Raw genomic sequence first — 13,209 nt, 5'->3', positions numbered from 1 at the left:
ATGCTCCAGTGATCGCCCGACGGACGCCCTCTGCACGTCAACCCCAACTCAGCAAGAACGCCGACTCGACGACGTCAGCCAGACTGCCGGTTCAGCAGCTGTCGAGATGCAGCGCAGACTGCGCGGCGAGAGCGGTCAACCTTGCACGACCGGCTCTTGCCCGCTGGTCTTGTGCCAAGTAGCGCCCTGCTCGCGGCATCGTTGCTAGCGGGCAATGGGCGGTGCCCGACTGCGCTGTGAGGTCAGGGCTTCGCGGATCGCCTTGAGGTGGTCGACGAGTTCGGGTATCTGGTGTTCGGGTATGCCGATGCGGGTGGCGGTGTTGAGGGCCGCGACGTCGGTGGATGCTCGCTGGGTGATTGACCGGCCGTGTTCGGTGATGCGGATGCCGGCCGGGCGCCCGCGCCCGGGTGGGCCGTCGCGCTCGACGAGGCCGCGCGCGAGGAGGCTGTCGATCAGCGGGTCCATGCTTTGCGGGGTGACCATGACCGCGCGGGCGAGCTGGGCCTTGGTGAAGTCATCACCGTCGCGCAGGCAGGCCAGGACTCCGAACTGGGTGGGGGTGAGCCCGTGGGTTGCGAACAGCTCGCGGAACTGGCGGGTCACGACGTGTGAGGTCTGCACCAGCTCCCACAGAGGCAGGGTGGGCTCGCTCACCGCACGGCCCCTCTGAGGCTCCGCGTCAGCGCCGCGATGCCTGCAGCGGCCGGCATCGCCAGGGTTGTGGCGGCGGTACCGGCCGGGTGGGCGGAGGCCTTGATCCACCGCAGGGGCGCCAACGACTCCCGCACAGCGGTCGCGGACCGGGTCCGCATCTCGTGCGCGGCGGCCTGCAGGGCCGGCCCGAGCTCTCGTTGGCCTTCCGCGGTCTCGGCGAGCACGGTGGTGTGCTGGTGCGCGTCGAGGATCGCGGTCGCTGCGCCCTGGCCGCCGGTGGGTGGCATGGCGTGTGCAGCATCACCCATGGCGGTGACCCGTCGCGGCACCCACGGGGCGATCCGGCCGGGGTCAGCCGCCAGTAGCGGGAAGGAGGCGACCGTGCCCGGCGCGGCGTGCCGGGGCAGGTCGACCAGGCCCGGTGCCCATCGGGCCCGGGCCAGCAGTCCGGCGGCGGCACGGGCGAGGTCTTCTGAGGCTCCGGCCGGGGGACGGGACGCCACGGTCAACATGCCCCAGATCACCATCGGTGGCGTGAGCGCCCCCGAACCCGCACCGGGTGCGTGCCAGGAGGCGAACAGGCCGACACCTCCGGGCCCGAACGCCAGCAGCGGGTCCTCCCGGACGATCTGTTGCGCCCGCTGCGGCAGGTCGCTGACCAGGGTCCGGCCGGCGACACCGACCAGGCCAGTTGATGAACAGGTGCGGGCACCGGCGAGCTGCCGCGCCAGCCTCGAGCCCGCACCCTCGGCGATGACCACCACGTCTCCGACCACCCGCTCACCCGAGGCGAGCTCGACGTGCGCGCCGTTCCCGGACTCGGTATACCGCGCGCACTGCTGCCCCAGGCGCAAACGGTCCCCGAGCCCGGCCGCCAGGGCCCGGCGCAAGGTGATGCGGTCCACGTCCACCGACTGCCCCTGCTCGTCCTCGCGGGCACGGACCAGCAGCCGGGCGCGGTGGTCCCGGACCGCTAACGTGAACCCCGTCGTCCGCACCGCCCGGTCGAGCAACTCGCCCATCTGATCCGCCGGCAACAGATCAGCCAGCGCCCGCAACGGCGCAGGAGCCAGGTGCAGCTTGTACCCCCCGGTCTGCGCCAGGTCCTCGTCCCGCTCGAGGACCACGACCTCGAGCCCACGCCGCACCAGCCCCTGAGCAAGAGCTAAGCCCCCGATACCGCCACCACACACCACGACGCGCATGCCGCTCAAAATATCAGTTAACTGATTTTCGCCGCCGGTCGATCGGTTCTCGCCGCATTGTCAAAGCAAAACGTAGAGTTTACCAAAGCATCACATGGCGTTTATGACACATAGAACCTGCAGTCGTGACATCTTCGCTGCATCTCGACAGCAGCACCTGCGTGAGCGCAAGGTGTCCAGACTCATCGCTGCATATCCACGAAGCGGGAGTAGTGCCCCTGGAAGGCCACCGACACCGTCTTGGTCGGACCGTTGCGGTGCTTGGCGACGATCATGTCGGCCTCGCCGGGGCGTGAGTCCTTGTCGTAGAGGTCTTCGCGGTGCAGCAGGATCACCATGTCGGCGTCCTGCTCGAGCGAGCCCGACTCACGCAGGTCCGACAGCATCGGCTTCTTGTCGGTGCGCTGCTCGGGGCCACGGTTGAGCTGGCTGAGCGCGATGACCGGCACCTCGAGTTCCTTGGCCAGCAGCTTGATCTGGCGGCTGAACTCGCTCACCTCGAGCTGGCGCGACTCGACCTTCTTGCCCGAGGTCATCAGCTGCATATAGTCGATCACCACCAGCTTGAGGTCGTGGCGCTGCTTGAGCCGGCGGGCCTTGGCCCTGATCTCCATCATGGTCAGGTTCGGGGAGTCGTCGATGAACAGAGGCGCCGAACTGATCGTCGAGGTCTTGCGCACCACACGGTCCCAGTCGGAGTCGTTCATGGTGCCGTTGCGAATCTGGTGCAGCCCGACCAGCGCCTCGGCCGACAACAGTCGCATGACGATCTCGGTCTTGCTCATCTCGAGGCTGAAGAAGCACGAGGTCAGCCGGTTCTTGATCGAGGCCGCCCGGGCCAGGTCGAGCGCCAGGGTCGACTTCCCCACCGCCGGACGCGCCGCGATGATGACCATCTGCCCGGCGTGCAGGCCGTTGGTCAGCTCGTCCAGTTCCATGAATCCGGTCGGCACCCCCGCCATCCGGCCCGAGCGCGACTCCAGCGCCTCCATCTCGTCGATGGTCGGCTGGATCAGGTCGCTGAGGGGCAGGTAGTCCTCGCTGGTCTTGCCCTCGCTCACCTCGTAGACCGCCTGCTGGGCGGCATCGACGATGTCGGTCACCTCGCCCTGGGCGGTGTAACCCAACTGGGCGATCTTGATGGACGCGTCGACCAGCCGGCGCAGCACCGCCTTGTCGCGGACGATCTCGGCGTAGTAGCTCGCGTTGGCCGCCACCGACACACTCTGCAGCAGGTCGACCAGGTAGACCGGCCCACCGACCTTGCCCAGGTGACCCTGCTTGGAGAGCTCGTCGGCCACCGTCACCGGGTCGGCCGGCTCACCTCGTCCGTACAGGTCGAGGATCGCGTCGTGGATCAGTTCGTGCGCGGGGCGGTAGTAGTCGCGCCCCTTGATCACCTCGACCACATCGGCGATCGCGTCCTTGCTCATCAGCATCGCCCCGAGCACGCTCTGCTCGGCGTTGACGTCCTGGGGAGGGGTACGGTCGAAACCACCACCGCCGTCAGCGGACTCAGGACCTCCGCGCATGGCACCTCCCCATCGAGTTCACGACCTTCCGGCAGCTGGCAGGTGCCGCCGGACTTGATGCCAACACTGTCGCGCGCGGCCCTGACAATTTGGCTCAGGACCCTGACGGGATGGCTCTTCAGCGGCCCAACCTAGGCAGCCTGGCCCAGCCCCGCAACCCCTTCCCACCGTGCATGGACCGGCAGTTTTCCACAGGCCCTGTGGATGCAGTGGATGCACGCGTGGACCGCTGTGGAACACGCCGGACGTCAACTGTGGGTAACCAGCCGTTCACCTGTGCAGAAAGAATTCACCTTGCTCGAACATCCCTTTGACTAGGCGTGATGCTCCTATCGCAGGAATCACATGCCCGATCGGGGTGTTGGGCACCACGATCGTCGTCCATACGTCGACAAAGCTGTTCAGGGGGTGCGCAGCATGCTGGGCTGTGATATGCGCCACCTTTTCCACAACAGCTGTGGACGAGCGCGCGGTCCGCGTGTCGCGGCGCTGGATGCCCCGCGAGCTACGCTGGGGTGATGTGAGGTCTCGCCACCCCCGGCGGGGCCGACGGAGAGGAGAGACATGCTCAGCACCTATGTCATCACCGGGATGACCTGTGGCAACTGCGTCAAGCACGTCACCGAGGAGGTCAAGAGCATCGACGGGGTGCGCGGCGTCGACGTGCAGCTCGACGGCGGACGGATGGCCATCAACTCCGACGGCCCGATCGACATCGAACTGGTCAAGGCCGCAGTGGCCGAGGCCGGCGAGTACCAGGTGCGTGCCGACTGAGCAGCCCGTGGCTCTCCGGCTGACGGTGGGCCGGGTGGTCGTGACGTCGGGCGTGCACGGTGAGGCTGGAGAAACCTGCCGGCCCTCGGACGACCGAGCGCGCTGCGCGATCTCGGTGAACGGTTCAGCCGCTGAACGTTGTGGACACCGACCGGATCGGGCGCTGAACAGTGCCCGCTCACAGGGGGTTTCGCCGATCAGAAGAGTCTCACGCTCCGTTCATCTGGAGTCCATCTCGGATCGCCCCAGCAGACCGGCCACGCTGGAGCGGCTGGACCGCGGTCTTCACCGCCGGTGACTTCAACGGCGACGGCCGTCTCGACCTCGTCGGCGGCGGCTACTGAAGCATCCCGAAGAACCTTGGGCCCGGCTGGAACAACTACCGCCTGTTCGCCTGAGTCACCACCGGCAAGGCCGGCCTCAGCCCTCGACCAGGGGCAGGCCGGCCTTGCTGGCGTTCTCGTCGTAGCTGTCGTCGACCAGCACGACGTGGTGGCCGTTGGCGGCAAGGATCGACGAGACCACGCTGGCCCGGTACCCGCCCGCGCAGTGCACCCACACCTCGGCCCGGGGCACCTCGTCGAGCCGGGCGAGCACGTCGTGGATCGGGATGTTGATCGCACCCTCGATGTGGCTCTTGGCGTGCTCGGGCACCCGGCGGGCATCCAGAACGACCACCTCGCGGTGGTGGCGCACCTGGGCCAGGTCGGCGAAGGTGGCCCGCTGGATGGTGGCCAACTCGCCGTCGGTCCAGTCCTCGGGACGACCCGTGGCCTGGGCCACCGGCACGTCCATGCCGATCCGCTGCATGTCGCGCTGCGCCTCGGCGACCTGCTCGACGTCGTCCCCGAGCAGAGTGACGGGGGTGCCCCACGGGATCAGCCAGCCCAGGTAGGTGACGAACTGGCCGTCTGCGCCCATGTTGAGGGTGCCCGGCACGTGACCGGCGGCGAACATCTGGCGGCTGCGCAGGTCGACCAGCCATTCCCCGGCCTCCAGCCGGCGTCGCAACTCGTCCTTGTCGGCACGCTGGGGGGTCTCGAGGTCGGCCGGCGACGGCCCGGCGCTGTTGCTCGGGGCCATGTGCACGTAGTAGCGCGGGTAGGCGTCCAACCCGGCCAGGATCTGGGCGACGTAGTCCTGCTCGGCCTGGGTGAGGGCAGGGTTGACCTGGCGCTCGTGACCGATGGTCGAACTGTCGCCACTGGTCTCGGTGGCCGCGCAGAACGAGCCGAACCCGTGGGTCGGCATGACCGCGGTCTCGTCGGGCAACTCGGCCAGTCGGTGGGCCGAGGCGTGCTGGTGGCGCACCAGGGCATCGGTGTGCGCAGGGCCGAGCAGGTCGGGGCGTCCGGTCGAACCGAACAGCAGCGAGCCGCCGGTGAAGGCCACCGGCTCGTCCCCTTCGAGCACGTAGGACAGGTGGGTGAAGGTGTGCCCGGGGGTGTGCACGGCACGCACCGGCATCGCAGCGCTGACCTCGACGACGTCACCGTCGCGGATCGGGGTGCGCTCGAAGCTCACCGGATCGTCGGCGTTGACGTGGTAGGCCGCCCCCGTGGCCTGGGCCAGCGCGAACCCGCCAGTGACGTAGTCGTTGTGGATGTGGGTCTCGAAGACGTGGGTGATCTCGACGCCGGCCTCGCGGGCCAGGTCGAGCACCCGGTCGATGTCGCGCTGGGGGTCGACGACGAACGCGACGGTGCCGTCGTGGACGAGGTAGCTGCGGTCACCCAGGCTGGGGGTCTCGATGGTCTCGATGGTGATCGCCACGTCAGCCGGCCTCCATCCCGGTGACGACGGGGTGCCCGGCAGCGATCCAGCCCAAGGTGCCCTCGGCGACCGAGACGGCGTCGCGTCCGGCGTCGAGCAACGCCTGCGCGCCGACCAGGCTGCGCTTGCCGCTGCGGCAGATGACGTTGACCATGTCGGCCTCGGGCACCTCGGCGGTGCGCGACGGCAGTTGCGACAACGGGATCAGGATGGCGCCGGGCACGTGGCCCTCGACGTACTCCTGGGGCTCTCGGCAGTCGACCACGACGGCTCCTTCGGCATGGGCCTTGGCCAGGTCATCGACGGTCACTTCGCGAACCATGGGTCTCTCCTGTTCAGGTGGGTGGCGTGGTGCCAGGGCTCGACCCCGGCGTCCAGACCAGCCTAACAGATACCCCCTGGGGTATATTCCCCGCATGGCTGAGCGCAATGCCCCCGGGGGTACACTTCGCAGCATGCAACTCGACCCCGCTGAGATGACCAAGGTCGTCAACCGACTCAAGCGCGCCCAGGGACAGCTCGGCGGCATCATCAAGATGCTCGAAGAGGGTCGCGAGTGCCAGGACATCGTCACCCAGATCGCGGCGGTGGCCAAGGCGATCGACCGGGCGGGCTACCAGACCATCTCGATCGGCATGCGCCAGTGCCTGACCCACCCCGACCAGCCGGCGATGTCGGCCGAGGAGATGGAGAAGCTGTTCCTCTCGCTGGCCTGAGGCCCACCCAGCGGCCGGGCAGCACTCAGTCGCGCGAGGCCATCCCGGCCCCCCAGGTGCGGTAGCCGCCGTCGAGGTTGCGCACCGAACGCCCCCACTGGCTGAGCATGCGCGCAGCGATGTGGCCACGAATCCCCACCGCACAGTGGACGACCAGGTCGCCGTCGGGAAGTTCGTCGCGACGCTCGCGCAGTTCGTCCACCGGCACCAGCACGGCGCCGGGGATCGAGCCCGCGTCGAACTCGCCCTGGCTGCGGACGTCGAGCAGGGTCGCCCCCGCAGCGAGCGCGTCGTCCAACTCGTGCCACTGGATGGTGCTGCTGGTGCCGGTGGCGATGTTCTCGGCGATGTGGCCGAGGTGGTTGACCGGGTCCTTGGCCGACGAGAACGGCGGGGCGTAGGCCAGCTCGAGTTCGGCCAGTTCCGAGGCGGTCAGGCCGCCGGTCATCGCGGTCGCGATCACGTCGATGCGCTTGTCGACACCCTCGCCTCCGACACCCTGGGCGCCCAGGATCGCGTCGGTCTCGGGGTCGACCAACAGCTTGAGCGCCATGGTCTGGGCGCCGGGGTAGTAGCCGGCGTGCGAGGCGGGGTGGGTGTGGATCACCCGGTGCGGACGACCAGCCGCCCGCAGTCGCTTCTCGTTCCAGCCGGTGGCCGCGATGGTCAGGTCGAACACCTTGACGATCGAGGTGCCGAGCACCGGCCGGCATCGTCCCGGCAGGCCGGCGATGTGGTCGGCGACGCGTCGTCCCTGCAGGTTGGCGGTCTGGGCGAGCGGCACGAGCACGGCCGAACCGTCGAGGGCGTCTCGCTTCTCGACCGCGTCACCGACGGCGTAGACGGCCGGGTCACTGGTGCGGTGCTCGCGGTCGGTGACGATGCCCCCGCGCTCGCCGATCTCGAGGCCGCACTCCGCGGCCAGGGTGACGTCGGGACGCACCCCGATCGCGGCCACGACCACGTCGGCCGGCAGGGTCTGGCCGTCGGCCAGGGTGACGTCACGCTCACCGATCGCGGCGGCGGTGGTGCCCAGGCGCAGGTCGATGCCGTGCTTGCGCAGCTCGGCGTGCACCGGTGTGGCCATCTCGGGGTCGATCGGCGCCATCACCTGGGGCAGCGCCTCGACCAGGGTGACCTCGAGGCCGAGGTGGCGCAGGTTCTCGGCGACCTCGACGCCGATGAAGCCACCGCCGATCACGACCGCGGTCCGGGCGTCCGCGACCGCAGCGACCATGGCATCGGTGTCCTCGACGTCGCGCAGGCTCAGTGCACGCTCGATGCCGGGCATCGGCGGACGCACCGGGCGGGCGCCCGGCGACAGCACCAGGTGGTCGTAGTCGAGCCACTCCTCCTGCTCGGTGGCGAGGTCGCGCACCAGGACCCGTCGTGCCTCGCGGTCGATCCTCACTGCCTCGGTACGCACCCGCACGTCGATGCCGAAGCGGGCGGCCAGCGAGGCCGGCGTCTGCAGCAGCAGGGCGTCCCGCTGCTCGATCACGCCCCCGACGTGGTAGGGCAGCCCGCAGTTGGCGAACGAGACGTGGCCGCTGCGCTCGACGACGATGATCTCGGCGTCCTCGACCAGGCGACGCAACCTGGCCGCCGCGCTCATGCCGCCGGCGACCCCTCCGATGATGACTGTTCTCACGATTGGACACCTTACATACCCCGGGGGGTATACTCGAAACCGTTCGGAACGCGCTGCCGGCCAACTCGCAGCACCCCCTCAACCCTAGGAGAACCCCCATGTGCCGTCCCGTCACCTGCAAGACCTGCGGCAAGACCACCTGGGCCGGTTGCGGCCAGCACATCGCCTCGGTGAAGGCCTCCGTGCCCGCCGGCCAGTGGTGTGGTGGCCACGAGGGCCAGCAGCAGTCCGGTGGTGGCCTGCTGTCGCGCCTGCTCGGCCGCTGACCGCCGTCAGTCGCATCAAGGCGCGGACAGAAAAGCGTCTCTGCCGTTCGGCAGGGTGAGCTCGCGCCGGTGAGCTCGTCGGCCCCCCGATGTGCCAAGGTCGTCTCCGTCACCGACGAGAGGACGAGGATGACCCAGGTTCAGCGGGGGGCCGCACGCATTCCCGACCCACGAGTGTGGGGCACCTTCATCGGGGCCAGCCTGGCCAGCGTGTTCGTGCACTCCAACCGCAACGCGTTGCCCGATCCGTGGCCGATGGTCGCGTTGCTGGCCTGGGTGCTGGCCTTCGCCTGGTACCTGTGGACGACGCTGGTCGTGCCCCGCCGGTTCGGGCCGCCGCCGGCGGTGGGCCCCAAGTCAGGATTGGTCTACCTGGCCAGCGTCGCGGCGATGATCGCCGTCATCCAGGTCGGACGACTGCTCGCCAATCGGGCGGATCGTCCCGAACTGGGCGTGTCGGTGATCGTGTTCGCGGTCGGCGCCCACTTCTTCCCGTTCGCCAAGGCCTTCGTCGCCCCGTTCTTCACCCGGCTTGGCTGGGTGGTGACCACGATGGGCGTGCTCTCGTTCGTGCTGGGGCTCTTCTGGCCGACCGCGGCACTGGCGGTGGCGGTGGTCAACGGCGTGGTGATGGTGGCGATGATCGGCGGCTACGCCTGGGCCGACCGGGCCAGTGCCGACGAGGTCGCGGCCAGCCGCGCCGGTGCCGGCACCGAACGCGGCACCGGCGACCGGGTGGTCGCCGAGAACTAGCGGGTGATCAGCCGCGACAGCACCACCGACGACTTGGTGTGGTCGACCGATCCCGCGGCCCGCACCTTCTCCAGCGCCTGCTCCAGTTCCTGGTCCCCTGCTGCGCGCAGCACCCCCACGGCGTCGGCCTCACCGGTCACCGTGCCCGCCTCGACCACCTCGGGAATCGCCAGCAGCATCCGACGCAACTCGTGCGGGGCGATCGTCCCGCGGCAGAACAGTTCGACGTAGGCCTCGGTGCCCGCACCCTCGGCCGCGGGATCGACGTCGACGGTGAAGCGGCGGATCGTCCGGTCGGCGACCATTCGGTCGACGCGGCGTTTCGTTGCGGAGGCACTCAGGCCCACCTCAGCCCCGATGGCCGCGTACGGGGCACGGGAATCGGCTCTGAGTTCAGCGATGATGGCGCGGTCGATGTCGTCCACACGCAACAAACTACGTCTGAATCGCCCCTCAACGCGCCGAATCGCGCGTCCTGACGCCGCCGGACGACACACCTCGTCGCCGATGATGGACCCATGACGACCGATGTCGCCACCGTGACCTCTCCCGTGAGCTCTGCGCTGGCTGCCCGCCCGGCCCGCTCGACCAGCGTGCTGATGTGCCCGCCGACCCACTTCACCGTCGACTACGCGATCAACCCGTGGATGGATCCCGAGCGTCCGGTGTCCACCCCGCGCGCGCTCGAGCAGTGGCACACCCTGCGCCGGGCCTACCTCGACCTGGGCATCACCGTCGAGACCATCGAGCCACTGCCCGGGCTGCCCGACATGGTCTACGCCGCCAACGGCGCCTTCGTGCTCGACGGCATCGCCTACGGGGCACGCTTCAAGCACAGTGAGCGCGCCGGCGAGGGGCCGGCCTACCTCGCCGCACTCGAGGATCTGGGATTCGAGACCCGCCAGCCGCGCTTCATCAACGAGGGCGAGGGCGACTTCCGGCTGGTCGGCGACCAGGTGCTCGCCGGGCACGGCTTCCGGACGTGCCCCGAGGCCCACTGCGAGGTCAGCCGGATCTTCGATCGTGAGGTCACCAGCCTGCGCCTGGTCGACCCGCGCTACTACCACCTCGACACCGCCCTGGCGGTGGTGGGCGAGTCGGTGGCCTGGCTGCCGGCCGCCTTCGACGAGTCGTCGCAGACGGTCGTCCGACGGCGCTTCCCCGAAGCGATCGAGGTGAGCGCGGACGAGGCCGCAGCCCTGGGACTGAACGTCTTCGGCGACGGCCACGCCGTGGTGATGACCGACCGGGCACCCCAGTTCGCCGCCGCCCTGCGCAGCCACGGCCACCAGGTGGTCGAGGTCGATCTCTCCGAACTGCTGCTGGGCGGCGGCTCGGTCAAGTGCTGCACGCTCGAGTTGAGGAAGTGATGACCATGGCCACCGTCACCACACCCGTGCGACCCAGCGCCGCGACCGCCGCGGCCATCGCACTCGACCAAGCCCACGTCGCGCACAACTACCATCCGCTGCCGGTGGTGGTCGAGCATGCCGAGGGGGTCTGGGTCACCGACGTCGAGCGACGGCGGCTGCTCGACTGCCTGGCCGCCTACTCGGCGGTGAACTTCGGCCACCGCCACCCTCGCCTGGTGGCCGCGGCGAAGGCCCAACTCGACCGGGTGACGCTGACCAGCCGGGCCTTCCACTCCGCACCGCTCGCCCCGTTCTGCGAGGCGCTGGCTGATCTCGCCGGCAAGCAGATGGTGCTGCCGATGAACACCGGCGCCGAAGCGGTCGAGTCGGGCATCAAGGTGGCCCGGCGCTGGGGCGAACAGGTCAAGGGGGTCGAACCGGGCCGGGCCCAGATCATCGTGGCCGGCGGCAACTTCCACGGCCGCACCACCACCATCGTCGGGTTCTCCGACGACCCGGACGCGCGTGAGGGCTTCGGCCCGTTCACCCCCGGCTTCGTCCGGGTGCCGTTCGGTGACGCCCAGGCGGTCGAGGCCGCGATCACCGCCGACACCGTGGCGGTGCTGCTCGAGCCGGTGCAGGGCGAGGCTGGCGTGATCATCCCGCCCGAGGACTACCTGCCGCGGCTGCGCGAGGTCACCAGGCGCGAGGGCGTGCTGCTGGTGGTCGACGAGATCCAGTCCGGGTTGGGCCGCACCGGGGCCACCTTCCAGTGCGACAACGCCTGTGTGGTACCCGACCTGTACCTGCTCGGCAAGGCGCTGGGCGGGGGCATCGTCCCGGTCTCAGCGGTGGTCGGTGACCGCGACGTGCTCGGCGTGCTCACCCCTGGCTCGCACGGCTCGACCTTCGGCGGCAACCCGCTGGCGGCGGCCGTGGGTCACGAGGTGGTGCGGATGCTCCAGACCGGTGCCTACCAGGCGATGGCCCGCGAGCGCGGGGAACAACTCGCAGCGGGGCTGCACCGGTTGCTCGGACGAGGTGCCACCGCCGTGCGCTGCATCGGGCTGTGGGCAGGCATCGACGTCGAACCCTCGGTCGGCACGGCCCGCCAGGTCTGCGAGCGCCTGCTCGAGTTGGGCGTGCTGGCCAAGGACACCCATGGCCAGACCGTGCGACTGGCGCCCCCGCTGGTGATCAGCGAGGCCGAGGTCGACCACCTGCTCGGCGCGGTCGAGACCGCACTGGGCTGACTCACCACGCAGCCCCTGACGCCGCGGCGCAGGCCTACCCCGAGACCAGTTGGTGGCGGCCCGGCACACCTGACTGGGCGAGGAAGTCCTCCAGTGCACACACCGCCATCCCCAACGTCACGGGATTGCCGGGTAGATCCATGGCGACGACCTCCAGGTGACCGAGCGGGCTGGGTAGGGCCTGCTCTGTCAGGATCGCGCACGTCGCCGGGAGCAACCAGGTGCTGAGTTGTCGGAAGGTCCAGCCCGTGAGCACCAGCCGGTCAGGGTCGAGGAAGTTGATCAGGTCGCCCAGCCCGACCGCCAAGTGGTGCGCGGTGCGACCCAGGGCTTCGACCATCTCTGGCTCCTGGAGTGCAAGGCCAGCAGCGTAGCCCGCCACGAAGTCCGCCTGGCCCAACGAGACGAGGCGATGGCCGGGCGCGACCTCGGCCAAGGTCTGTCGCATGCCGCGCGCCCCGATGTAGGCCTCGATACACCCGCGCCGGCCGCAACGACACCGACGACCGTCCATCACCAGCGTCGTGTGGCCCCACTCGCCTGCCGAGTTGGTGGACCCCCGCACCAAGCGCCCGCCGAGCACGAATCCGACGCCCACACCAGTGCCGAGATTGACCACGGCGAAGTCGTCGTCAGGAGCGGAACTGCCCAACCACATCTCGGCGAGCGCCACGGCCTTGAGTGGGTTGTCCACGTGCGCGGTGACAGGTAGGTCCAGTTCGGGTTCGACCAACTCGCGGAACTTCACTCCGTGCCACGCCCAGTTGGGCGCGAACACCGACACCCCGGTGGACGGAAGGACGTGCCCCGGCAGGCTGATTCCCAGGCCACCGATTCGGTCTTCCGGCACCCCGGCTGTCTTCATCGCTCGCCGCACGGCGGTGGCCACTCCAGCGATCACGTGGTCAGGGCTGTCGTCCCGGTCGTCCAGCGCGAGTTCAGAGGCCCCGAGGGCGTTGAGCGTGAGGTCGAACACCTCCGCGCGCACGTAGGTCTCGGCGACGTCGACGCCCACCAGGTAGGCCCGATGCGGCGCGATGGTCAGGTTGGCCGATGGACGACCCACCACCGAGGAGCGGCTCTCGACCTGCAGTACCCCAGCCTCGAGCAACTCGGTCACGACATTGGCCACGGTCGCCGCACTCAGGGTGGTGGCGCGGGCCAAGTCATGGCGGGTCATCGCCTCTCCGCGACTGAGCATCGCCTTCAGCACCGAGAATCGACTCTCATTGCGGATCGTGCGTGCCGACCGCTTGATCACGTCCCCACTCCTTGCC

General features: G+C 69.4%; 14 protein-coding genes. 6 read left to right on the top strand and 8 right to left on the bottom strand.

Annotation, left to right across the window (positions count from 1 at the left end; all coding sequences use genetic code 11):
• Positions 1-204: 204 nt before the first annotated feature.
• From IE660_RS07630 to dnaB, 3 genes are all read right to left on the bottom strand, one after another.
• A complete protein-coding gene (locus tag IE660_RS07630) occupies positions 205-657 on the bottom strand; it encodes a MarR family winged helix-turn-helix transcriptional regulator (RefSeq protein ID WP_203567732.1) in 453 nt (150 codons plus the stop codon).
• Complete coding sequence (locus IE660_RS07625) at positions 654-1,862, bottom strand: FAD-dependent oxidoreductase (RefSeq protein WP_203567731.1); 1,209 nt, start codon at positions 1,860-1,862, stop codon at positions 654-656. Before IE660_RS07625 ends, IE660_RS07630 begins: the two co-directional genes overlap by 4 nt.
• 182 nt (positions 1,863-2,044) lie before the next feature.
• Complete coding sequence (dnaB, locus tag IE660_RS07620) at positions 2,045-3,394, bottom strand: replicative DNA helicase (protein WP_203567730.1); 1,350 nt, start codon at positions 3,392-3,394, stop codon at positions 2,045-2,047.
• A 564-nt stretch (positions 3,395-3,958) separates the two neighbouring features.
• Here dnaB and IE660_RS07615 point away from each other — a divergent pair.
• The gene (locus IE660_RS07615; RefSeq protein WP_203567729.1) at positions 3,959-4,168 is read left to right on the top strand and encodes a heavy-metal-associated domain-containing protein; all 210 of its coding nucleotides are present in this window, start codon (positions 3,959-3,961) and stop codon (positions 4,166-4,168) included.
• A 420-nt stretch (positions 4,169-4,588) separates the two neighbouring features.
• Here IE660_RS07615 and IE660_RS07610 read toward each other — a convergent pair whose 3' ends face one another.
• Complete coding sequence (locus tag IE660_RS07610) at positions 4,589-5,941, bottom strand: MBL fold metallo-hydrolase (protein WP_328701889.1); 1,353 nt, start codon at positions 5,939-5,941, stop codon at positions 4,589-4,591.
• 1 nt (position 5,942) lies between these two features.
• Positions 5,943-6,263: a rhodanese-like domain-containing protein gene (locus IE660_RS07605; RefSeq protein ID WP_203567728.1), complete on the bottom strand. Its 321-nt coding sequence runs from the start codon at positions 6,261-6,263 to the stop codon at positions 5,943-5,945.
• 133 nt (positions 6,264-6,396) lie between these two features.
• Between IE660_RS07605 and IE660_RS07600 the strand changes: the two genes are divergently transcribed.
• Positions 6,397-6,657, top strand: a complete 261-nt coding sequence (locus IE660_RS07600) for a metal-sensitive transcriptional regulator (RefSeq protein ID WP_203567727.1) — start codon at positions 6,397-6,399, stop codon at positions 6,655-6,657.
• 25 nt (positions 6,658-6,682) lie between these two features.
• Here the strand turns inward: IE660_RS07600 and IE660_RS07595 are convergent, their stop codons facing one another.
• Complete coding sequence (locus IE660_RS07595; RefSeq protein WP_203567726.1) at positions 6,683-8,308, bottom strand: FAD-dependent oxidoreductase; 1,626 nt, start codon at positions 8,306-8,308, stop codon at positions 6,683-6,685.
• Positions 8,309-8,406: 98 nt separating this feature from the next.
• Between IE660_RS07595 and IE660_RS07590 the strand changes: the two genes are divergently transcribed.
• A complete protein-coding gene (locus tag IE660_RS07590) occupies positions 8,407-8,574 on the top strand; it encodes a hypothetical protein (RefSeq protein ID WP_203567725.1) in 168 nt (55 codons plus the stop codon).
• 129 nt (positions 8,575-8,703) lie between these two features.
• The gene (locus tag IE660_RS07585) at positions 8,704-9,327 is read left to right on the top strand and encodes a hypothetical protein (protein ID WP_203567724.1); all 624 of its coding nucleotides are present in this window, start codon (positions 8,704-8,706) and stop codon (positions 9,325-9,327) included.
• Here the strand turns inward: IE660_RS07585 and IE660_RS07580 are convergent.
• Positions 9,324-9,752, bottom strand: a complete 429-nt coding sequence (locus IE660_RS07580) for an Lrp/AsnC family transcriptional regulator (protein ID WP_203567723.1) — start codon at positions 9,750-9,752, stop codon at positions 9,324-9,326. The genes IE660_RS07585 and IE660_RS07580 overlap by 4 nt on opposite strands.
• Positions 9,753-9,845: 93 nt before the next feature.
• On the opposite strand from IE660_RS07580, the gene ddaH reads away from it, so the two are divergent.
• Both ddaH and rocD read left to right on the top strand, forming a co-directional pair.
• A complete protein-coding gene (gene ddaH, locus IE660_RS07575) occupies positions 9,846-10,697 on the top strand; it encodes a dimethylargininase (protein WP_203567722.1) in 852 nt (283 codons plus the stop codon).
• Positions 10,697-11,932 carry an ornithine--oxo-acid transaminase gene (gene rocD / locus IE660_RS07570; RefSeq protein ID WP_328701888.1) on the top strand — a complete coding sequence of 412 codons (1,236 nt, stop codon included), beginning with the start codon at positions 10,697-10,699 and terminating at the stop codon, positions 11,930-11,932. The genes ddaH and rocD overlap by 1 nt, the downstream gene beginning before the upstream one ends.
• Before the next feature lie 34 nt (positions 11,933-11,966).
• Here rocD and IE660_RS07565 read toward each other — a convergent pair whose 3' ends face one another.
• Entirely contained in the window at positions 11,967-13,193 is a 1,227-nt protein-coding gene (locus tag IE660_RS07565; RefSeq protein ID WP_203567721.1) for an ROK family transcriptional regulator, read from the bottom strand.
• Between the last annotated feature and the right edge of the window lie 16 nt (positions 13,194-13,209).

Origin of the sequence: Aestuariimicrobium ganziense (assembly GCF_015352975.1) — a bacterium.
Taxonomy (GTDB): domain Bacteria; phylum Actinomycetota; class Actinomycetes; order Propionibacteriales; family Propionibacteriaceae; genus Aestuariimicrobium; species Aestuariimicrobium ganziense.
This window is presented reverse-complemented; position numbering and strand designations above follow the sequence as displayed.